Origin of the sequence: Micromonospora sp. 15K316, assembly GCF_004348525.1 — a bacterium.
Taxonomy (GTDB): Bacteria; Actinomycetota; Actinomycetes; order Mycobacteriales; family Micromonosporaceae; genus Micromonospora.
Window position 1 is genome coordinate 1 of record NZ_SMKG01000061.1, and the last position, 21,496, is coordinate 21,496.

The window sequence follows — 21,496 nt, forward strand, 5'->3', positions numbered from 1 at the left end:
TCGGGGGGCGACGGGGTGGGTCAGTCCTCGTCCTCGTCGTCGAGGCGGGCCAACCAGGTGGCGAAACGTTCGACGGGGGTCTCGAACTCCGGGTTCAGATCGACGAAGTCGCGCAGCCGCTCGGCGAGCCACTCGACGCTGATCTGCTCGTCGCCTCGGCGCTCGACGAGCTCCTCGATGCCTCGGTCGGTGAAGTACATGCCTACGTCCTTCTTCTGGCCCGACTGCGTGCCGGGCGGGTTCCACCGACGCAGCCGGGGCAGGGCCGTCCACGACGGTCCTGCCCCGGCTGGCGACGGTGCGATCAGGTCACGGGCGGGGGAGAGCCGCCTCGATCAGAGCGTTCTGCTCGACGTCGTGCATCTTCGCCGAGCCGACCGAGGGAGCGGCGGCCGCGGGCCGGGAGATCCGGCGCAGCCGCACGTCCGCGAGGTGCTCGAGCAGGTTGAGCGCGACGAACGACCAGGCGCCCTGGTTGGCCGGCTCCTCCTGCACCCACGCGAAGTCCTCGGCGTTCGGGTACTGCGCGAGCGCGGCTCGGATCTCCTCCACCGGCATCGGGTAGAGCTGCTCGATCCGGATGATCGCGGTGTCGGTGACGCCGCGCTCCTGCCGGGCCTGGAAAAGGTCGTAGTAGACCTTGCCCGAGCAGAGCAGCACCCGCTTCACCGACTCCGGTGCGGGGGCGGCCGAGTCGGCCAGCACCGGCTGGAAGGTGCCGGTGGTGAACTCCTCGACGCCGGAGACGCAGAGCTTGTGCCGCAGCAGCGACTTCGGCGTGAACACCACCAGCGGCTTGCGCTTCGACGACAGCGCCTGGCGGCGCAGCAGGTGGAAGTAGTTCGCCGGGGTGGTCGGGATGGCGACGCGCATGTTGTCCTCGGCGCAGAGCTGCAGGAAGCGCTCGGGACGGCCGGAGGTGTGGTCGGGGCCCTGGCCCTCGTGGCCGTGCGGCAGCAGCAGGGTCAGCGCGGAGCGCTGGCCCCACTTGACCTCACCCGACGAGACGAACTCGTCGATGACCGACTGGGCACCGTTGACGAAGTCACCGAACTGGGCCTCCCAGCAGACCAGCGCGTTGACGTTCTCCACCGAGTAGCCGTACTCGAAGCCCATCGCCGCGTACTCGCTGAGCAGCGAGTCGTGCACGAAGAACCGGGACCGCTCGCCCTCGCCGGTCAGCGACTTCAGGGGGAGGTAGTCCTCGCCGGTGCGCGCGTCCACGATCGAGGCGTGCCGCTGGACGAACGTGCCGCGGCGGGAGTCCTGCCCGGCCAGCCGCACGGTCACCCCGTCGTGCAGCAGGGAGCCGAACGCGATGATCTCGCCGAAGCCCCAGTCGATGTTGCCCTCGACGGACATCTTGGCCCGCCGGTCGAGCAGCTGCTGGATCCGCTTGTGCGGGGTGAAGCCGTCCGGCAGGTTGACGTGCGCGTCGCCGACGGCCCGGACGAGCGAGGCGTCGATGGCGGTGTCCACCTGCGGCTCCGGCTCCTCCTCGCGGCGGGGCCGGCTGAGCTGCCGCGGCTTGGTGGCGGCGTCCCGGGTGGCCTTGAAGACCCGCTCGAGCTGCGCCTGGTAGTCGCGGAGCAGCTCCTCCGCGTCCTCCACGGTGATGTCGCCGCGGCCGATCAGCTCCTCGGTGTAGAGCTTCCGGACCGAGCGCTTCGAGTCAATGATCTTGTACATCTGCGGGTTGGTCATCGAGGGGTCGTCGCCCTCGTTGTGGCCGCGCCGGCGGTAGCAGACCATGTCGATCACGACGTCCTTGTTGAACGCCTGCCGGTACTCGAAGGCGAGCCGGGCGACCCGGACCACCGCCTCGGGGTCGTCGCCGCTGACGTGGAAGATCGGCGCCTGGATCATCCGAGCCACGTCGGTGCTGTAGAGGCTGGACCGGGAGTACTCGGGCGCGGTGGTGAAGCCGACCTGGTTGTTGACCACGACGTGCACGGTGCCGCCGGTGCGGTACCCGCGCAGCTGGGACAGGTTCAGGGTCTCGGCGACCACGCCCTGACCGGCGAACGCCGCGTCACCGTGCACCGCCAGCGGCAGCACGGTGTAGCCCTCCAGCTTCAGGTCGATCCGGTCCTGCTTGGCCCGGACGATGCCCTCCAGCACCGGGTCGACGGCCTCCAGGTGCGACGGGTTGGCCACCACCGAGACCTTGACCGAACTCGCCCCGTCCGGGGTGGTGAACTTCCCGTTCTGCCCGAGGTGGTACTTCACGTCGCCGGAGCCCTGCGTCGAACGCGGGTCGAGGTGCCCCTCGAACTCCGAGAAGATCTTCTCGTACGGCTTGCCGACGATGTTGGCCAGCACGTTGAGCCGGCCCCGGTGCGCCATGCCGATGACGACCTCGTCGAGGCCCCCCTCGGCGGAGGCCTCCAGCACCTCGCCCAGCAGCGGGATCAGGGACTCGCCGCCCTCCAGCGAGAAGCGCTTCTGGCCGACGTACTTGGTCTGCAGGAACGTCTCGAACGCCTCGGCGGCGTTGAGCCGGTTCAGCACGTGCTTCTGCTCGTCGGAGGCGGGCTTCTCGTACTTGCGCTCCACCCGCTCCTGGAGCCAGCGCCGCTCCTCCGGGTCCTGGATGTGCATGTACTCGATGCCGACCCGGCGGCAGTACGAGTCGCGCAGCACACCGAGGATCTCGCGCAGCTTCATCCGCTGCTTGCCGGCGAAGCCGTTGACCGGGAAGGTGCGGTCCAGGTCCCACAGGGTCAGCCCGTGCTGGAGCACGTCCAGGTCGGGGTGCTTGCGCATCTTGAACTCGAGCGGGTCGGTGTCGGCCATCAGGTGGCCGCGCACCCGGTAGGCGTGGATCAGCTCGTGCACCCGGGCCGTCTTGTTGATCTGGCCCTCGCTGTCCACCGCGACGTCCCGCACCCAGCGCACCGGCTCGTACGGGATGCGCAGCGAGGTGAAGATCTCGTCGTAGAAGCCGTGCTCGCCGAGGACCAGCTCGTGCATGGCCTTGAGGAACTCGCCGGACTGCGCGCCCTGGATGACCCGGTGGTCGTAGGTGCTGGTCAGCGTGATGACCTTGCTGACCGCCATCTCGGCGAGGGTGGCCTCGGACATGCCCTGGTAGGGCGCCGGGTACTCCATCGCGCCGACGCCGATGATCGCGCTCTGCCCCTGCATGAGCCGCGGCATCGAGTGGACGGTGCCGATGCCGCCCGGGTTGGTCAGCGAGATCGTGGTGCCGCCGTAGTCCTCCATGGTCAGCTCGTTGCGGCGGGCCCGCCGGACCACGTCCTCGTAGGCCTGCCAGAACTGCCGGAAGTCCATCTGCTCGCAGCCCTTGATGGAGGGGACCACCAGGTTGCGGCTGCCGTCGGGCCGGGTGAGGTCGATGGCGATGCCGAGGTTGACGTGCTCGGGACGGACCAGGGCCGGCTTGCCGTCGACCACGGCGTAGGAGTTGTTCATCTCCGGGTGCTGGGCCATCGCGCGGACCAGCGCGTACCCGATGAGGTGGGTGAAACTGACCTTGCCACCGCGGCCACGGGCGAGGTGGTTGTTGATCACGATGCGGTTGTCGACCAGCAGCTTCGCCGGGACGGCGCGCACGCTGGTCGCGGTCGGCACGCTGAGCGAGGCGTCCATGTTCTGGACGATCTTCGCGGCGACGCCGCGCAGCGGGGTGGTCTGCGGGCCGGTCGCGGTCGGGGCGGACGTGGCCGCCTTGGCCGCCGGCTTCTCGGCCGGCCTGGCCGGGGCGGCCTTGGCGGGCGCTGCCGGGCTCGGCTTGGTCTCGGCGGCCGGGGCGGGGCTCGGCGCGGCCTTGGCGGGCTGGGCGACCGTGGCCACCGGCTCCTGCTGCTCGGCGGGCTCGGGCGCGGCGGCGGGCGCCGGCTTGGCGTCCGGGCGCGGGGTGCCCGCGCCGGGGCCGGGGCGGTAGTCGGCGAAGAAGTCGTGCCAGGCCGAGTCGACACTCTTGGGATCGGCGAGATACCGCTGGTACATCTCTTCGACGATCCACTCGTTCGGGCCGAAACCCGCCAGTGGGTTCTCCTGCGAAGTCTGCTGGGTCGACACGGCCGGTAATCGCCTCTTTCACGCGGGTTTGTGTGTCACGCGACGCCCGGTGGCCCCCCTGTACCACGGGCTGCCGGGACCCTAAAGGCTACGCCGTACAGATCCCTGCGGCATTTCCGCCTCCGCCGCGTGGTCCGTTTCACAGAAGATGCCAGAAGTTCACGAAGCGCTGCGTGTCCCATTGACTCCTGCTATGGCTATCCGCCCAGGTGACGGCGGACCGCGCCGGGCCCGGGGACCCCGGATCCGGTGGTCGTTCGCCACCGGATCCGGGACCGCCCGGGAAGGTCGGACACCCGCAGGATCAGGAGATGTCGCGCCGCCGCGTGATCAGGATGCCGGCGACGCCGCTGGCGAGCGCGTAGCCGACCAGCACCAGCGCACCGACCCACCAGGCGGGGACGAACTCGGACTGCCCCTCGGTGATCATCACCTGGGACGCGACGGCGGGCCAGATCACCTGCCACTTCAGCACCGCCTGCGAGTCGAGCAGGTTCGACAGCAGGAGGAAGAGCAGACCGACCACCTGGGTGCCGACCAGGTAGAGCACCGCCGCGGTGATCACGGCGCCGAGCTGGTTGGTGATCAGCGTGCCGATACCCACGCCGAGGATGGTCCAGATCGCGTACGCGAGCAGGTTGAACAGCAGGGCCCGCTGGACCGCCCACTCGCCGAGCTGCGTGCCGTGGTCGCCGAGGGTCAGGAAGATCCCCCCGGCCACCAGGTCGATCACCGTGGTCGCCAGCCAGAAGGCGAAGCCCAGCAGGCTGGCCGCGACGAGCTTGCCGACGATCACCGACGTGCGCCGCGGAGTCGCCAGGAAGGTCGTGGTCGCGGTCTGGTGGAAGAACTCGTTGGTGACCATCAGGATGCCGATGAGCATCACGAACATCAGCCCGAGGTACTGGCCCGAGGTGTAGATGTTCGCCGCCTGTGCCGCCGGCGTCGACTGCTCCCCGCTCATCCCGACGGTCTCGGCGTCGCCCCCGAGCACCGTGCTCGCGATCCACGCGTTGAACGCGAACGCCAGGACGATCGAGACGAAGGCGCCGATCGCCAGCCACCACCACGTGCTGGTGGTACGGATCTTCAGGAGCTCGGCCCTGACCAGGTTCATCGGATGCCCGCCTTTCCGGCCGTCAACTCCAGGAAGACCCCTTCGAGGTCGGGCCGTTCCGTGGTGAGTTCGTGCAGCTCGACGCCGGCCGTGAGGGCGGCCCGGCCGACCGTCGCCGCGTCGACCCCGGCGACCAGCAGCGTGCCCTGCCCGTCGGCGTCCACAGTGGCGTTCTGGTCCTTCAACGCCGCGGCGAGCGCCTCGGCCTGCGGCGTGCGCACGCGCACCCGCACGCCCTGCGTCATCGACCCGATCACCTGGTCGACGGTGCCCTGGCGGACCAGCTGCCCCGCCGCGATGATCACCACGTCGTCGGCGAGCAGCTGCATCTCCGACAGCAGGTGGCTGGAGACCAGGATGGTGCGCCCCTCCTGGGCCAGGCCCTTGAGGAACCCACGCATCCACCGGATGCCCTCCGGGTCCAACCCGTTGGCCGGCTCGTCGAGGATCAGCACCCGGGGGTCGCCGAGCATCGCGGCGGCGATGCCCAGCCGCTGCTTCATGCCGAGCGAGTAGCCCTTGAACTTCCGCTTCGCGGCCGGGGTCAGCCCGACCAGGGCCAGCGCCTCGTCGGCGCGCTGCCTCGGCAGCCCCGCCGCCGCGCAGAGCACCCGCAGGTGATTCAGCCCGGTCCGGCCCTTGTGCGCGCTCGAGGCCTCCAGCACGGCGCCCACGTGTCGCAGCGGCTCGGTGAGGTCGGCGTACCGCTGGCCGCCGATGGTCGCCGTGCCGCCGGTCGGGGTGACCAGGTTCAGCAGCATGCGCAGGGTGGTGGTCTTACCCGCGCCGTTCGGGCCGAGGAAGCCGGTCACCCGACCCGGCTCGACCGTGAAGGACAGGTTGTTGACCGCCCGGACGTTGCGGTACTGCTTCGTCAGGCCGGACACCACGATCTGACCACTGGTGGGGCTTCGCTGCCCGTCAGACATCGTTCTCCTCCCGTGCGGTGGCGTCGAGGTACGCCGCTGCACAGCGTGACCGGAGCATGCGACAAGGTCAATCAGGCGCGGTCCGTACCCTCGCCTCCGCCTCACGCAGGAGTCCGGTCATCCCCGAGGACTACCGGCCCGGCCCCGGCCCCGGCCCGATCAGGCTCCGCCCGTGCCGGACGGCAGGGCGATCCAGGTGGCCCGGGCGGCGGCGAGCAGGGCGCCGTCCGGCCCGTACAGGCTGGTGTGCACCCGTGCCTTGCGCCCCTCGACCGCGACGGTCACGCCGGTCACCACGCACTCGTCGCCCGGCTCGGGCAGCCTGATCACCCGGGCGGCCATCCGCCCCAGGACGTACGGGCGGCCGGGGGCGATCACCGACCAGCCGCCGGGGCAGTCCAGAGCCGCCCAGGCCGTCGCGCCGGTGACCTGCTCCGGGGCGCGAAACGGCGCCGCCGTCCGGCCGTCCGCCAGCCGGCCGGGGAAGATCCGCAGCCCGTCCGTCCGCTCCGGCCCGCAGACGTAGCAGCCGGGAAAGGGGTGCTCCACCAGTCCCGGGTACCGGGTGGCCGCGTCGACGGCGGTGGCCCGGTCCACCGGCGGCACCACCGCGTCGACGGGCGCGCCGGGGCGTACCTCGGCGACCACCTGTCCGGCCGGGTCGCGGACCTCGCCGTCGACGAGGGCCAGCGTCGTCTCCAGTGGCGGCGGCCGGCGCAGGGTCACCTCGACCGGTCCCGGCCCCGCCTCGGCGGCGAAGACTCCGGCGCTCCAGCCGCCGTTGCCCGAGCCGGGCGGCCCGTTGTAGCGGGATTCGATGCGCATCGGCCGACCTCCGTGGGGGCGGGTGGTCCGGCGCCGTCGCCGAACCCCGTCGGGCAGCCTCGCACGCCCGGTACGCAGGTCGCACACCGGTGGCCGGCCGTCGTTCACCGGATCGACACTCCTCGCCCCCCGGAGTGGCAACCCGGGACACCTACACAGATCCCATGGCCGTTCTGCACGCCGCGGGGACCCCCCTGCCGACCGCTGGGACACCCCTCACGACCAGTGGTTACACCCTGCTGATCGCCGACGACCCGAGTCAGGTCGCGGCCGCGCAACGCCTGCGTCACGAGGTGTTCGCCACCGAACTCGGCGCCACCCTGCGCCCGGGCGCCGCCGGGCTGGACGTGGACCCGTTCGACAGGTACTGCGACCACCTGATCGTGCGGCAGGACAGCACCGGGGCGGTGGTCGGCACGTACCGGCTGCTGCCGCCGGGCCGGACCGACCGCCGGTACGCCGAGGACGAGTTCGACGTGACCACGCTCGCCCCGCTGCGGGACGAGCTGGTCGAGGCGGGGCGCTCCTGTGTGCACCCGGACCACCGCGGCGGCGCCGTGATCAACCTGATGTGGGCCGGCATCGCCCGTTACCTGCACCTGCGCGGATCCCGCTGGCTGGGTGGCTGCGCCTCGGTGCCGGTGGCCGACGGCGGCCGGGCGGTGGCGGAGGTGTGGGCGCGGGCGCAGGCCCGGCACCTGGCGCCGCCGCCGCTGCGGGTGCGTCCACGGCGTCCGTGGTTCGCCGAGGCGCCGGCCGCGCCGGCCGCCGCGACCGGTGGGTCGGACGGCGCGAGCCTGGTGCCGCCGCTGCTGCGCGGTTACCTGCGACTCGGCGCGTGGATCTGCGGTGAGCCGTCGTACGACCCGGACTTCGGCGTCGCCGACTTCTACGTGCTCCTCTCCCTGGACCGGATGAACCCGCGCTACCTGCGGCACTTCCTCGGCGGGGTGGAGCAGTGACCGCCGTGCCGTTCGACCTGTGGCGCCCGAGGTCCGGCTGCGACGACGAGTGCCTGCCGGCTCCGGGGGAGACCCCGGCCGTGCCGGTGCCCCGGCAGGTGGCACGTCTGCTCGCCGGGGTCGGGATGCTGCTGCTCGGTACCGGACTGGCCGTGGTGCTGCCGGTGCTCCCGGCCCGGGACGGGCAGGCGGCGGTGCGTGCCTGGGCGCGGAGGACGGCCCGAGCGTTCGGGGTGCGGCTGGTGGTGCGCGGCCGGCCGCCCCGGCGGCGGGCGCTGGTGGCGGCGAACCACATGTCCTGGCTGGACATCCTGGTCGTGCTGGCCGTCGCCCCGACCCGGATGGTGGCGAAGCGTGAGCTCCGCTCCTGGCCGCTGATCGGCCTGCTGGCCGCCGCGGCGGGCACCGTCTTCGTGGACCGGTCCCGGCCCCGCGCGCTCCCGGCGGCGGTGCGCCGGGCCGCCGACGCGCTGCGCGCCGGTCGTGCGGTCGCGGTCTTCCCGGAGGGCACGACCTGGTGCGCGGGGGAGGGCGCGGTCGACTGCCGCCCCGGCGGTGGTTTCCGCCCGGCGATGTTCCAGGCGGCGATCGACGCCGGCGCCCCGGTGGTTCCGCTGCGGATCGCCTACCGCTGCGCGGCGACGGGGGAGAGCACCACGGCCGCCGCCTTCCTGGGCGAGGAGACCCTGCTGCGCTCGGTACGGCGGGTGATCGCGGGCCGAGGGATCGAGGTCACGGTGACGGTCGCCGCCGCGCTGCACCCGAGCCGGGACGCGGACCGCCGGGTGCTCGCCCGGGCCGCGGAGTCCGCCGTGCACCTGGTGCCGGTCGGTGCCGTGCGGTCCCGTCGGGCGGACGCCCCGGTCCCGGTGGCGCTGCCCTCGACCGGCCGGCCGGTGCGCCCGAGCCGGCCCGCCGCCGGGGGGCTCGACCTGGCGGCATGAGCGACTCGCGACACTTGTGTTGTCGCGATGTATCGCGTTACGGTTCCTCCCGTCGGGCGCGCTGTCGGCGCGTCCTCGAAGGGGGAGGGCGCCATGGCCGGTTGGACGGTCGACAGTCCGCAGCGGCTGAGCCTGGACGGGCCGGTCGAGCGGCTGGACGTACGCCTGTTCAGCGGCCGGCTCAACGTGGTGGCCACGGACGGGCCGGCCCGTGTCGACATCACCCGGGTGGGCCGCCGGCCGATCCTGGTCGAGCAGCACGAGGGGCGACTCTCCGTCCGGCAGGAGCGGCACTGGCACTGGCGGGACGTCCTCCGGTGGATCGGGCCGTTCGGCCACCGGGCCCGGGTGGACGTCTCGATCGCGGTGCCCGCCGACGTCCGGGCCGAGCTGCGGCTGGTGGACGGCTCGCTGGTCGCCTCCGGGCTGCGCCGGCACACCCGGGCCGACGTGACCTCCGGCCAGATCACCCTGATGGGACTGCGCGGCAGCACCGTGGCGAAGATCGTCTCCGGGCCGGTCGAGGCGCTCGGCGTCGGCGGTGACCTGCACCTGGAGACGGTCTCCGGCGAGGTCATCCTGGCCGACAGCGCGGCCGCCCAGGTCCGGGCGCAGACGGTCTCCGGGGCGATCACCGCAGACCTGGACAACCCCCGCAGCAGCGAGATCCGGCTGCACACCATCTCCGGCAGCATCACCGTCCGCGTCCGTGAGGACAGCGACCTCGCCGTACGCCTGCACACCACGTCCGGCCGGATCACCTGCGGCTTCCCCCAGGTGATGCGGGAGTCGACGGTCGGCGCGGTGGCCAACAGCGAGGGAGTGCTCGGCGCCGGCGACGGTAAGCTCTGGGCGTCCGCCACGTCCGGCAGCATCGCGCTGCTCGCCCGCCCGGTGGACGACGACGAGGAGGATGAGCTGCCGTGACGGCCGTCTTCAGTCACGGGCGGCTGCGGCTCTACCTGCTCCGGCTCCTCGACGGTGGCCCGAAGCACGGCTACGAGCTGATCCGGTTGCTCGAGGACCGCTTCCTCGGCCTCTACGCCCCCAGCGCCGGCACCATCTACCCCCGGCTCCAGCGGCTGGAGGCGGAGGGGCTGGTCACCCACACCGCCGCCGGTGGTCGGAAGACGTACGAGATCACCGAGACCGGCCGTGCCGAGCTGCGGCAGCGCGCCGACGAGCTGGCCGCCCTGGAGTCGGACATCGCCGCCTCGGTGGAGGACCTCTCCGCGCTCGCCGGTGAGATCCGCGACGAGGTACGCGGCTCCGCCCGCGACCTCAAGCGGGAGCTGCGCGAGGCGACGCGGCAGACGCGACAGGGCCGGCGCGCCCGGTGGGAGCCGCCCTCGTTCACGCCCGGCCCCCCACCGTCCGCCGCCGGTCCCCGCGAGCCCGGTCCCGCCGTGCTGGCCGAGTTCGACCAGCGGCTGGCCGAGTTCACCGCCGAGGTGGGGCGGCTGGTCCGCGTCCGCCGGTTCAGCGACTCCCAGCTGCGCACCGCGATCCGGCTGCTCGACGGCGCGCTGGACGGGCTGCGCCGGCTGCTGCGCTGACCCACCGGCCCGCCGGCAGTCCGCCGCCCGGCTCACAGGTTCTTTGCAGGAACCGTCCAGCGCGGGCGCAGTCACTTCGCGGATGATGGGGCACATGCCCGCTACCCAGACCGAGGCGCGACTGCTCGTCGTCGAGGACGACCCCAACATCCTCGAACTGCTCTCCGCGAGCCTGCGCTTCGCGGGCTTCGACGTGGCCACCGCGACCAGCGGCAGCACGGCGCTGACCGCCGCCAAGGACCACCGGCCCGACCTGGTCGTGCTCGACGTGATGCTTCCCGACCTGGACGGCTTCGAGGTCATCCGGATGCTCCGGGAGTCCGGCACGCGCACGCCCGTGGTCTTCCTGACCGCGCGGGACGCGACCGACGACAAGATCCGCGGGCTGACCCTCGGCGGGGACGACTACGTCACCAAGCCGTTCAGCCTGGAGGAGTTGACCGCCCGGATCCGCGCGGTCCTGCGCCGGACGACCAGCGGGGAGCAGCCGCCCTCCCGGCTCACCTTCGCCGATCTGGAGCTCGACGAGGAGACCCACGAGGTCTACCGGGCCGGCCAGCGGGTGCAGCTCTCGCCGACCGAGTTCAAGCTGCTGCGCTACCTGATGTTGAACGCCAACCGCGTGCTGTCGAAGGCGCAGATCCTCGACCACGTGTGGAACTACGACTTCCGCGGCGACGACAACATCGTCGAGTCGTACATCTCCTACCTGAGGCGCAAGGTCGACACCAGCCAACCCCGGCTGATCCACACGCTCCGCGGCGTGGGCTACGTGCTGCGCAAGCCGGCGGCGTGAACGCGGTCGATCAGGCGAAGGGACGGCTGCGCAGCGTACCGCTTCGGGTGAAGCTGGTCACCGCGGTCCTCACGCTGGTCGCGCTGGCCCTGCTCGTGATCAGCTCGCTGACCACCTACTTCCTGCGCAACTACCTGGTGGGACAGGTCGACGGGCAGCTGCGTGGCGCGAGCCAGACGCTCGGAGCGCTCATCCCGGATCTGAAGACCCGACAGGTCACCGCCACGCTGCCCAGCGACTACGTGGTGGTGCTGGCCGGTCCCGGCGGTGTCACCCGGCCCAGTTACGACGAGATCTCGCTCGACCCTCAGCAGCTGCCCCGGTTCCCGTCCGATGTCGAGGGGTTCGCCGCCCTCGAGGGAGAGCCCTTCACCGTCCGCTCCGCCGACGGCCGGATGCGGTGGCGGGTGTACTACGCGGCGCAGGACGGGAACCAGGTGCTGGCCGTCGGGCAGCCGCTCGACGAGGTGGACCGGGCGGTCAAGCAGCTGGTCTGGATCGACCTGCTGGTCGGTGGATCGGTGCTGATCCTGCTCGCCTCGGTCGGGGCGGCGATCGTCCGGACCAGCCTCAAGCCGCTGGTCGAGATCGAGCGGACGGCGGCCGCCATCGCCGGGGGTGATCTCAGCCAACGGGTGCCCGATCCGGAGCAGGGGCAGGAGTACCCCACCTCGGAGCTGGGGCGGCTCTCCCGGGCGCTGAACGCGATGCTGAGCCAGATCGAGGCCGCCTTCACGGCCCGAGCCGCCTCGGAGAGCGCCGCCCGCTATGCCGAGGCGGCAGCCCGGGACGCCGCGGTCGCCGCGCAGGCCTCCGAGTCGCGGGCGCGACGCTCCGAGGAGCGGATGCGGCAGTTCGTCGCGGACGCCTCGCACGAGCTGCGTACGCCGTTGACCACCATCCGCGGCTTCGCCGAGCTGTACCGGCAGGGAGCGGCCCGCGACCCGGAGCAGACGGCCGGGCTGCTGCGCCGGATCGAGGACGAGGCGGCCCGGATGGGTCTGCTCGTGGAGGATCTGCTGCTGCTCGCCCGGCTGGACCGGGAGCGGCCGATCTCCCTGGCGCCGGTGGAGCTGCCGGTGCTCGCCGGTGACGCGGTCCAGGCCGCCCGGGCGGTCGCCCCGGACCGGCGCATCGAGCTGGAGATCGAGCCCGGCTCCGGCCCGCTGGTGGTGCTCGGCGACGACGCCCGGCTGCGGCAGATCATCGGCAACCTGATGACCAACGCGCTGAGCCACACCCCGCCGGACGCCTCCGTGACGCTGCGGCTGCGTGCCGAGCGCGGGGACCAGGCCGTGGTGGAGGTGGCCGACACCGGCCCCGGGTTGACGCCGGAGCAGGCGGAGCGGGTCTTCGAGCGGTTCTACCGGGTGGACGCGGCCCGCACCCGCCGGGCCGGGGGCCACACCGGCACCGGGCTCGGCCTGGCCATCGTGGCGGCGCTGGTCAGCGCCCACCGGGGGAACGTGGAGGTCGCTGAGACCCCGGGGGGTGGGGCCACGTTCCGGGTCCGGCTGCCGCTGGTGCCGGAGGCCGACCGGGACGGCGACTGATTTTCAGGCAACTTCCAGGTCGATTCCAGCTTGATCGCAGAGCCGAGGGAGAAGGTTAGGTCATGACCGAGTACGAGTCCGACCCGCAGCACCGGCCGACCGCCGCCGAGCCGTCGCAACCCACCGCCGAGCTGCCGCGCGTGGAGCGCGCGCAGTCCGACTCCCCGACCACCGACCAGCCTGCGGCTCCGGCCGCCTCCGCCCCCGCGGGGCCCGCCGGCGTCGAGGACACCGCAACCGGCCCCGGCCGGGATGCCGACGTGACCGCGCCGGTGGCGTCGACGCCCGGCCCCGGCCCGGACGCCGACCCGACCGTGCCGGTGGCGACGCCGGACGCCGACGTGACCGCACCGGTGGCCGTGACGCCCGGCACCGGCCGGGACGCCGAGGTGACCGCGCCGGTGGCGACGCCGGCCGGGACTCCCGCCGGGGCCGGCTACCAGCCGTACGCCGGCGTTCCGACCTACGCCGGCCAGCAGGTGCCGGGCCACCACGTTCCCGGGCAGCCGGGCCAGCACGTCCCGGGTCAGCACGTCCCGGGTCAGCACGGGTACCCGGCGCAGCCGAACGCCGGCTACCCCGGCGGTCAGTGGTACCCGAGCCAGCAGTCCGGCTGGACGGGCGGGGGCCAGCCGGGCGCCGCGGCGCAGCCGTACGGGCAGCAGCCGGGCCAGTCCCTGCCGCCGTGGGCGGTGAACACCCAACCCGACGCCCAGCCCAGCGGGCCGCGGATGGGCCGGATCGCCAAGTTCGCCGGCGGCGGCCTGCTCGTGCTCGCGTTGATGCTCGGCTCCGGGGTCGGCGGCGGTGCGCTCGCGCTCGCCCTGGACGGCGACGGTGGCGGTGTCACCCGTACGTACTCCGCCGCGCCGGTGATCAACAGCGCGGACCTGCCGAAGATCGCCGCCGCGGTGCAGGACAGCGTGGTCTCCATCGCCACCGAGAACGGCGAGGGCTCCGGCGTGATCCTGACCGCCGACGGCTACGTGCTCAGCAACAACCACGTGGTCGCCTCGGCCAGCGGCGACACCGTACGGGTGATCTTCGCCGACGGCACCAACGCCGAGGCCGAGATCATCGGTACCGACCCGAAGACCGACCTCGCGGTGGTGAAGGCCAACGGGGTGAGCAACCTGAAGGCGGCCAAGTTCGGCGACAGCGACGGCATGCAGGTCGGCGACCAGGTGCTCGCCCTGGGCAGCCCGCTGGGGCTGCAGGGCTCCGTCACCGCCGGCATCCTGAGCGCCCGCGACCGCACCATCCAGGCCGGCGACGGCCAGCAGCAGGACCCGCGCCAGACCGCCTCCTCGATCTCCGGGCTGCTCCAGACCGACGCCCCGATCAACCCCGGCAACTCCGGCGGCGCGCTGGTCAACACCCGCGGTGAGGTGATCGGCATCAACACCGCGATCGCCACCTCCGGGCAGAGCACCGGCAACATCGGCGTGGGCTTCGCCATCCCGAGCAACAAGGCGAAGGACGTCGCCGGGAAGCTCCAGCGCCGCGAGAAGGTGAGCCACCCGTCGCTCGGGGTCAGCGTGAACATGGCCGAGGGCGGCGGCGCGCTGGTCGCCGCCGTCACCCCGGGCAGCGCGGCCGAGAAGGCCGGCCTCCAGCGCGGCGACGTCATCACCCGGTTCGGTGACAAGCCGATCAACGACTCGGACGACCTCGTCGGCGCCGTCCAGGCCGGCAAGGTGGGCGATCGGGTCGAGGTGCAGTACAAGCGCAACGGCGCCGAGGCCACGGCGACCGTGACGCTCGCCGAGACGTCCTGACCGGGCACTGAACCTGCCTCCTCCTCCAGGCGGCGGGTGACGGAGACAAGGGGGTTGGCTCCGTCACCCGCCGCCACCTCCGCTGGCGACGGCGGTTCACCCGCACCGGGTGAACCGCCGTCACCCGTACCGGGGGCAGTGTCGGCACCACCGGCGAGGGGAGGGACGCGATGAGCAGCGCAGCCGTCGCCCGCGAGGACCAGCGGATTCAGCAGGACGTCCTGGCCGAGCTGGCCTGGGCCGCTGAGGTGCAATCGAACGAGATCGGGGTGAGCGTCGAGCAGGCCGTGGTCACCCTGACGGGCTGGGTCGACAGCTCGGCCCGGCGGTGGGCCGCCACCCGCAGCGCGCAGCGCGTACGCGGGGTGCGCGCGGTCGCCGACGACATCGAGGTACGCCTTCCCGGCAGCCCCGGCGCCACCGATCCGGAGATCGCCGTCGCCGTCGCCCGGGCGCTGGAGTGGGACAGCTTCGTCCCGGCCGAACGACTGGATGTGACCGTGTCCAACGGGTGGGTGATGCTCCGGGGCGAGGTGGAGTTCGGCTGGCAGCGCCGGAGCGCCGAGCGCGAGCTGCGCCGGCTGCGGGGCGTACGCGGCGTCACCAACCTCGTCGAGGTGCGCCCGCCCGCGCCGACGGACACCGACCGGGTGCTCCGCGACGTCCGGCGGGCCCTGGGGCGTGTTCTCGGCGGTGAGCGGGTCTCGGTGGCGGTGGACGGGGACACCCTGGTCATCAGCGGCGTGGTGCGGTCCTGGTGGGAACGGGACCAGGCCGAGCGGGTGGCCTGGTCGGCACCGGGCGTCCGGGAGGTGGAGAGCCAACTGCTCGTCGGCGAGTGAGAAGCCCGAGGACGGGCGGATGGAGCGTCCCGGTTGTCCGGTTTATCCGCGGGGTGCGCGGGAAAGCGGGCCGCCGGTGAACCGGTGTACCGCGCGCACCGCGGGCACCGCGCACCGGGAGGCGACGGGGAGGACGCGTGGGCGGGAGCCATCTCACGGGCGATCGGGACGCCGCCCGGCCGCTGCGGATCGCGATGGTGGTGCCGCCGTGGCTCTCCGTGCCGCCACCCGGCTACGGCGGGCTGGAGCAGGTCGTCGCGGGCCTGGTGGACGCCCTCGTGCGCCGGGGCCACACGGTGACGCTCTTCGGCGCCGGCGAGTGGCACGGCACGGCCGCCCAGTCCTTCGTCTCCACCGAGGCGCAGCTGCAGTTCGCGCGGCTCGGCGAGTCCCTGCCCGAGTTGGCCCACCTGGCCCGGGTACGAGAGTTGATCGGTCCCGCGGACTTCGACATCATCCACGACCACACCACCATCGGCCCGCTGGTGGCCGGCCGGCGCAGCGTGCCGACGGTCGCGACCGTGCACGGCAACCCCGTCGGCGAGTACGGCAGTGTGCTCAGCGACACTGACCACGGCGTCCGGCTGGTCGCCATCTCGCACGCGCAGCGTGGGCTGAACGCCGGGCTGCCCTGGGTCGGCACCGTGCACAACGGCCTGGACCTGCGGGACGTCCCGCACAAGTCCGCGCCCGCGCCGGGCCCCGTGCTCTGGCTGGCCCGGTTCAGCCCGGACAAGGGACCGGACATCGCGATCCGCGCCTGCCGCGCCGCCGGCCTGCCGCTGCTGCTGGCCGGGAAGTGCAATGAGCCCGCCGAACGCCGGTACTACGACGAGGTGGTCGCGCCGATGCTCGGCGACGACGTCGAGGTGGTGCTCAACGCCGACCGGGCGGAGACGCTGCGGATGCTGCTCGACGCCCGCTGCCTGATCATGCCGATCCAGTGGGAGGAGCCGTTCGGCATGGTGATGGTGGAGGCGATGGCGACCGGCACGCCGGTGGTCGCGCTCGGCCGGGGGGCCGTGCCGGAGCTGGTCACGACCGGAGTCACCGGCATGGTGTGCGGGGGGCCGGAGGAACTGCCGGCCGCCCTGCGCGCCGTGGAGTGGATCGATCCGGCCGACTGCGTGCGGCACGTGGCGGCGAACTTCTCCACCGGCCGGATGGCGCAGGGCTACGAGGCGGTCTACCGGCAGGTCGCGGCCGCCCCCTGGCGGCCGGCCCGGGAACCGGTCCGGCTCAGCGGCCGTTGACCCGTCCCGCCCGGCCGTTGCCCGGCGCACCGTTCCAGGGGTCCGTTCCCGGCTCGCCGCCTGGGCCGGCCCCGACGGCAGGGTTCACCGAACCCGGCCCGCGAACGCCGCGCAACGTCTGAATCTGCGTCGGGCTGAGGCGGTAGAGCGCGAAGACGGTGTCGGGTAGTCGATCGAGACGTCGGATCGCGTTGTGGATCTCGTCGTCGGTGAGATCGGGGTGGGCGCGGCGTCCAAGAGTGATCAGGCCGTGCCGGGTATAGCGGTTGAGAGCTGCTGCAACGTCGATGTAGTCGCGGGGTTGGGCGCGCGTGATCATCGGCGGCGACCTTGTGCCGATGACGTCGTCGAGGTGTCGCACTGGCCCGATATCGAGCACGACGGGGTTGTTGGTTCGGGCGAAGCGTACGAGCTGTAAGCGCACCGCTTGGTCGTCGCGGTGGACCTCGAACTCGGTCATGTCCTGGTCGAAGCCGTAGAAGACCTCGTGCAGCTCGCTGGGGTCGGCGATGGTGTCGACCTGGAAGCCTGCGTCGAGCAGGGCGGCGCGGACCATCTCGGCGGCGGCGACGCCGTCGTCGACTTCGTGAACAGGTCGACCTCTTCGGTGGGTCGCGCTCCAATGCCGTGGGCGATGCGGGCTTGGCCGCCGGCGAGGGCGAAGCCGTGGCGGCTGGCCGCGGTGAGCGCGATGCGCGCCACGTCGTGCTGGAACGGGTCCGGCGTCGGCGGCATCAGGGGGCGATACCTCGGGCGCGTAGCACGGGGTGGCGCTGTTCCCAGGCGTGCCGGACGCCGCGGGGTAGGTAGAGCTGGGGCCACAGCCGGGAAAGGGTCGGACCGTGTACCCAGGTGCGCAGCTCGTCGGCCCTCACGGCTTCTGCGAGGACCGTCCGTACATCCGAATGAGCAGGCTGGGACGTCGAGGTCTACGCGGCGGTCAGGCTGCCAGAACAGCCGGTGGGGCAGTTCGACGGTCCCGCTGGTCGGTCCGCGAAGGTCGCTGAGGTCAGGCGCCACGACCGGCGGCCGCCCAGGGCGGGCGTACAGCCCCCGTGGGCTGCGCGCGGAGCGGGCCGGGTCCATGCCTGCCGCGTAAGCCGTGTGTGGGGTCCGCAACCGGAGAAGCTGCGGCCGTGGACGCTACCGGATGCGGGGTCGTTGGAACGGGTAGGTTGAGGAACCAGCGCTACGGACGGGGCCTGGATGCGGATTCTGATCGTGACAGCGGGTTCGCGGGGAGATGTGGCGCCGTTCACGGGCCTGGGTCAGCGGTTGCAGCAGGCAGGGCACCAGGTGGCGCTGGCCGCGCACGCCCGGTTCGCCGATCTCGTACGCGAGTGCGGGCTGGAGTACCGGGCCCTCCCCGGAGACCCGGTCGAACTCGTGCGCGCCCGCACCGCCGCGCCCTCGCCGGAGGCCGCGCAGTCGGTCTTCGCCGCGTTCCTCGACGACCTGGGCGATGGTGTGCTCGCCGCCGCGACCGCGGGCACCGACATCGTGCTCACGGCGTTCGGCCCGGCCCCGCTGGCTCGGCTCGTCGCCGACGGTCTCGGCATCCCGAGTGTCGGGGTCTATCTCGTGCCAGGGGTCCCCACTCGGGAGTTCCCGCCACCCGGCTGGCCGGCCACCGGAGACCTGTCGCCCGCCGACAACATCGCCGCAGGCCGCGAGGTGCTCGCCCGGACCGGCTCCCTCTACGCCGACGTGCTGCGACGGCTGAGCGACCGGCTCGGTCTCCCCGCCGCCACCACGGAGGCGAGCCCGCCGGACGACTGGCCCATCTGCCACGGCTTCAGCCCGGCGGTCGTGCCCCGACCCGCGGACTGGCCCGCGGCAGCGCACGTAACCGGGTACTGGTGGCCGGCCAGGTCGCCGGACTGGCAGCCGCCGGACGAGCTGGTCGACTTCCTGGAGAGCGGTCCGCCTCCGGTGTTCGTCGGCTTCGGCAGCATGACCCCGGCCCACGAGCGGCTCCACGACGTCGTCGCGGCCGCCGTCAAGCGCGCCGGCGTGCGCGCCGTCGTCCAGTCCGGCTGGGCGGAACTCAGTCCCGCCGGTGACGACATTCTCACTGTCGGTGACGTCCCGCACGACTGGCTGTTTCCCCGTACGGCTGCCGTGGTCCACCACGCCGGCGCAGGTACCACCGGGGCCGGCCTACGCGCGGGCGTACCCGTCGTCCCGGTGCCCGTCCTGGTCGACCAGCCCTTCTGGGCGGACCGGGTGCACCGCCTCGGCGTGGCGCCGCAACCGCTGCCACTGCACGAGCTGACCGCCGACGCCCTGGCCGGCGCGCTGCGGAACTGCCTCGACCGACCGACCTATCGTGACCGCGCCGTCGAACTGGCTCGCCGGATCCGCGTCGAGGACGGCCCCGCCGGTGTGCTCTCGGTCATCCGCGACGTTGCGCCTGCTCACCCTCGGACGTGAGGCCGGGGCCGGTGAGGCGGTCTCTGGCCCACCACACACGTCAAGATCGCGCAACATCCCGGAAGTAGTGGTCGCCGGCGGCCGTCGAGGCCACTACTTCGGCGACGTTGCGCGATCCCGCCCCGCACCGTGAGTCACGGGATCCGTCAGAGGCCGGTGTCAGGATGCCGGCATGGCATATGACGAGGATCTCGCCAGCCGGGTGCGTGAGCTGGTCGGCGGTGAGCCGGGCATCGACGAGAGGCGGATGTTCGGCGGCCTGGCGATGATGCTCAACGGCAACATGGCGGTGGTCATCCGTGGCGCGGGAGGCTTGATGGTCCGCGTCGACCCGGCGCAGTCCGCGCAGTTCTTGACCGAGGACGGCGCCCAGCCCACGGAGATGCGCGGGTGGATCATGCGCGGCTGGGTCACCGTCGAGCCGTCGGCATGCGCCGAGGATGCCGATCTTCAGCGCTGGGTCGGCCGGGGCGTCACCTTCACCCGCGGCCTGCCGGCGAAGTGATCCTGGCGCACTCAGTCGAGCATCCCGGCTTGGTGGGCGAGGATCGCCGCCTGGACCCGGTTGGCGAGGCCGAGCTTCGCCAGGATCCGGCTGACATGCGTCTTCGCCGTTGCCTCACTCATGTAGAGCGTGGTCGCGATCTCGGCGTTGGACATGCCCCGGCCGACGGTCACCAGCACCTCGCGCTCCTTATCGGTGAGCACCGAGAGCCGCTGTTCGGCGTCGCGGCGCCGATCGGGGGTCGGCCCGGCGAACTTCTGCAGCAACCTGCGGGTGACCCGAGGAGAGATCATGGCGTCGCCGCGTGCCGCGCTGCGCACCGCGGCGACCATGTCGGTGGCCGACGCGTCCTTGAGCAGGAACCCGACGGCGCCGTTGCGGAGCGCGGTGTGCACGTACTCGTCGAGGTCGAACGTCGTGAGGACGACGACGTACGGCGGCCGGTCGAGCCGTGCGATCCGTTCGGTCGCCGTCAACCCGTCGGTGCGCGGCATGCGGATGTCCATGAGGACGACGTCCGGCCCGAGCGTCCGGGCAAGCTCGACGGCCTCGGCGCCGTCAGACGCCTCGCCCACCACCGTGATGTCGGGTGCCGCCTCGAGGATGGTGCGCAGCGTCGCGCGTACCATCCACTCGTCGTCGACGATCAGCGTCCTAGTCGGTGCGGTCATCGTCCTTCCCGGGTGCGACCGGCATGTCGGCGACCACCTCGAACGCGCCGTCGCGGGTGGGGCCTGAGGTGAGCGTCCCCCCGATCAGGCGGACGCGTTCGCCGAGGCCGAGCAGCCCGTGGCCGCCGCCGACCGGCAGGCTCGCGCGTTGGGCGGGCCGTCCGCGGCCGTTGCTGATCGTAACCCGCAGCGACTGCCGCGACTGCTGGATCCAGACGCGGGTACGGGCGCCCGGGGCGTGCTTGTGCACGTTGGTCAGGGCCTCCTGCACGACGCGGTACACGGCGTGCTCGACAAGAAGCGACGGGCGGGCGTTCGTTTCGTTCTCAACCTCCAGGGTCACCGGTACGCCGAGTTTCCGGGACTCCTCGACCAGCGCCTCGACGTCGGCCAGGCCGGCCTGCGGAGCGAGCGGCAGGTCGCCGTCGCTGCGGAGGACCTCGACGAGGGAGCGCAGCTCAGCGAGGGCTTCACGGCCGATCGCGCCGATCTGCCGGCCCATGCGCACGGCCTCCTCGCCCCCGGCCGCCTCCAAAGCGGTCGCCTGCAACACCATGAGCGACACCCGGTGGGTGACCACGTCGTGCATGTCGCGGGCTATCTGGGCCCGCTCGTCGCTGCGGGCCTGCGCCACCCGCTCGAACTGTTCGCGTTCGAGTCGCTCGGCCCGTTCGCGAATGCGTTCGACCAGTTTGCGTCGGGTACCGACGTACAGCCCGAGAAGGGCCGGCGCGACGCACACGGCAACCGTCACCGGTATCGCCCCGTCGGCGCCGGCGTACCGCCAGATCGGGACGCCGACCAGGACCACCGACACCAGGATGCTGACGGTGACCCTCGGCCACGCTGCCGTGCGGGTGGCCAGCGTGTACAGCGCGAGCATGACGGTCACCTGGGCCGACACGAGGGTGTTCGCCGCCAGCGTGCCGGCCAGCAGGATCACGGGGGAACGACGCCGCCGCCAGGTCAGCACACCGACCGCGAGCCCGACGGGGAGCCCGAGCCACACCGGGGGAAGGCGGGGCTCGAAACCGGCGAGGGTCGGTCCGAAGAAGTCCACCCCGAACTGGCCGGTCGCCGTGCACAGCGCCATGGCGACCGCGGCCGCCGCGTCGATCACGGGGCGGCGGCAGAACCATCGCACCACCTGGTGCAGGGGATGGGACCTCATCGTGCTTCCACACTAAGGCCGCCTGGCGGACGCCGGCGTCGGCGGAAAGTTGTACGCGACGGCCGCAGATCATCACCGACTTCATGAGCGACCGTCCCGGATCCGCCGATGTCCCCG

The 21,496-nt window shown here is 72.6% G+C and carries 19 protein-coding genes; 11 read left to right on the top strand and 8 right to left on the bottom strand.

The annotated features are described in order from the left end of the window. Positions 1 to 20: 20 nt before the first annotated feature. The 5 genes from E1211_RS14510 to E1211_RS14530 form a co-directional block, all read right to left on the bottom strand. A complete protein-coding gene (locus E1211_RS14510) occupies positions 21 to 200 on the bottom strand; it encodes a DUF6104 family protein (RefSeq protein WP_076472068.1) in 180 nt (59 codons plus the stop codon). A 109-nt stretch (positions 201 to 309) separates the two neighbouring features. Further along, complete coding sequence (locus tag E1211_RS14515) at positions 310 to 4,044, bottom strand: multifunctional oxoglutarate decarboxylase/oxoglutarate dehydrogenase thiamine pyrophosphate-binding subunit/dihydrolipoyllysine-residue succinyltransferase subunit (RefSeq protein ID WP_132349287.1); 3,735 nt, start codon at positions 4,042 to 4,044, stop codon at positions 310 to 312. 304 nt (positions 4,045 to 4,348) lie between these two features. Further along, the gene (locus tag E1211_RS14520) at positions 4,349 to 5,161 is read right to left on the bottom strand and encodes an ABC transporter permease (RefSeq protein WP_132349289.1); all 813 of its coding nucleotides are present in this window, start codon (positions 5,159 to 5,161) and stop codon (positions 4,349 to 4,351) included. Further along, a complete protein-coding gene (locus E1211_RS14525) occupies positions 5,158 to 6,090 on the bottom strand; it encodes an ABC transporter ATP-binding protein (protein ID WP_132349291.1) in 933 nt (310 codons plus the stop codon). The genes E1211_RS14520 and E1211_RS14525 overlap by 4 nt, the downstream gene beginning before the upstream one ends. Before the next feature lie 159 nt (positions 6,091 to 6,249). Then, entirely contained in the window at positions 6,250 to 6,915 is a 666-nt protein-coding gene (locus E1211_RS14530) for a hypothetical protein (RefSeq protein ID WP_132349293.1), read from the bottom strand. 164 nt (positions 6,916 to 7,079) lie between these two features. On the opposite strand from E1211_RS14530, the gene E1211_RS14535 reads away from it, so the two are divergent. From E1211_RS14535 to E1211_RS14575, 9 genes are all read left to right on the top strand, one after another. Further along, entirely contained in the window at positions 7,080 to 7,877 is a 798-nt protein-coding gene (locus tag E1211_RS14535) for a GNAT family N-acetyltransferase (protein WP_132349295.1), read from the top strand. Beyond that, positions 7,874 to 8,821, top strand: a complete 948-nt coding sequence (locus tag E1211_RS14540; RefSeq protein ID WP_132349298.1) for a 1-acyl-sn-glycerol-3-phosphate acyltransferase — start codon at positions 7,874 to 7,876, stop codon at positions 8,819 to 8,821. The genes E1211_RS14535 and E1211_RS14540 overlap by 4 nt, the downstream gene beginning before the upstream one ends. 93 nt (positions 8,822 to 8,914) lie before the next feature. Further along, positions 8,915 to 9,748, top strand: a complete 834-nt coding sequence (locus E1211_RS14545; protein ID WP_132349300.1) for a DUF4097 family beta strand repeat-containing protein — start codon at positions 8,915 to 8,917, stop codon at positions 9,746 to 9,748. Next, positions 9,745 to 10,377 (top strand): PadR family transcriptional regulator, encoded by a 633-nt coding sequence (locus tag E1211_RS14550; protein ID WP_132349302.1) that lies wholly within the window; start codon positions 9,745 to 9,747, stop codon positions 10,375 to 10,377. Before E1211_RS14545 ends, E1211_RS14550 begins: the two co-directional genes overlap by 4 nt. Positions 10,378 to 10,471: 94 nt before the next feature. Continuing rightward, positions 10,472 to 11,173 carry a response regulator transcription factor gene (locus tag E1211_RS14555; RefSeq protein WP_132349304.1) on the top strand — a complete coding sequence of 234 codons (702 nt, stop codon included), beginning with the start codon at positions 10,472 to 10,474 and terminating at the stop codon, positions 11,171 to 11,173. Further along, positions 11,170 to 12,726: a cell wall metabolism sensor histidine kinase WalK gene (locus E1211_RS14560; RefSeq protein ID WP_132349306.1), complete on the top strand. Its 1,557-nt coding sequence runs from the start codon at positions 11,170 to 11,172 to the stop codon at positions 12,724 to 12,726. The genes E1211_RS14555 and E1211_RS14560 overlap by 4 nt, the downstream gene beginning before the upstream one ends. A gap of 62 nt (positions 12,727 to 12,788) precedes the next feature. Then, positions 12,789 to 14,504 carry a S1C family serine protease gene (locus E1211_RS14565; RefSeq protein ID WP_132349309.1) on the top strand — a complete coding sequence of 572 codons (1,716 nt, stop codon included), beginning with the start codon at positions 12,789 to 12,791 and terminating at the stop codon, positions 14,502 to 14,504. Positions 14,505 to 14,674: 170 nt separating this feature from the next. Further along, positions 14,675 to 15,346 carry a BON domain-containing protein gene (locus E1211_RS14570; RefSeq protein ID WP_132349311.1) on the top strand — a complete coding sequence of 224 codons (672 nt, stop codon included), beginning with the start codon at positions 14,675 to 14,677 and terminating at the stop codon, positions 15,344 to 15,346. A gap of 194 nt (positions 15,347 to 15,540) precedes the next feature. Next, positions 15,541 to 16,599, top strand: a complete 1,059-nt coding sequence (locus tag E1211_RS14575; RefSeq protein ID WP_132349338.1) for a glycosyltransferase family 4 protein — start codon at positions 15,541 to 15,543, stop codon at positions 16,597 to 16,599. Here E1211_RS14575 and E1211_RS14580 read toward each other — a convergent pair. Then, complete coding sequence (locus E1211_RS14580; RefSeq protein ID WP_132349313.1) at positions 16,586 to 17,155, bottom strand: hypothetical protein; 570 nt, start codon at positions 17,153 to 17,155, stop codon at positions 16,586 to 16,588. The two genes, E1211_RS14575 and E1211_RS14580, sit on opposite strands and share 14 nt — an antisense overlap. 650 nt (positions 17,156 to 17,805) lie before the next feature. Here E1211_RS14580 and E1211_RS14590 point away from each other — a divergent pair. Then, positions 17,806 to 19,032 carry a glycosyltransferase gene (locus E1211_RS14590; protein ID WP_132349315.1) on the top strand — a complete coding sequence of 409 codons (1,227 nt, stop codon included), beginning with the start codon at positions 17,806 to 17,808 and terminating at the stop codon, positions 19,030 to 19,032. Positions 19,033 to 19,204: 172 nt separating this feature from the next. Next, on the top strand, positions 19,205 to 19,537 hold the full coding sequence (locus E1211_RS14595; protein WP_132349317.1) for a TfoX/Sxy family protein: 333 nt from the start codon (positions 19,205 to 19,207) through the stop codon (positions 19,535 to 19,537). 11 nt (positions 19,538 to 19,548) lie between these two features. Here E1211_RS14595 and E1211_RS14600 read toward each other — a convergent pair whose 3' ends face one another. After that, on the bottom strand, positions 19,549 to 20,208 hold the full coding sequence (locus E1211_RS14600) for a response regulator transcription factor (RefSeq protein WP_132349318.1): 660 nt from the start codon (positions 20,206 to 20,208) through the stop codon (positions 19,549 to 19,551). Then, the gene (locus tag E1211_RS14605) at positions 20,192 to 21,379 is read right to left on the bottom strand and encodes a sensor histidine kinase (RefSeq protein ID WP_207915369.1); all 1,188 of its coding nucleotides are present in this window, start codon (positions 21,377 to 21,379) and stop codon (positions 20,192 to 20,194) included. Before E1211_RS14605 ends, E1211_RS14600 begins: the two co-directional genes overlap by 17 nt. Positions 21,380 to 21,496 lie beyond the last annotated feature (117 nt).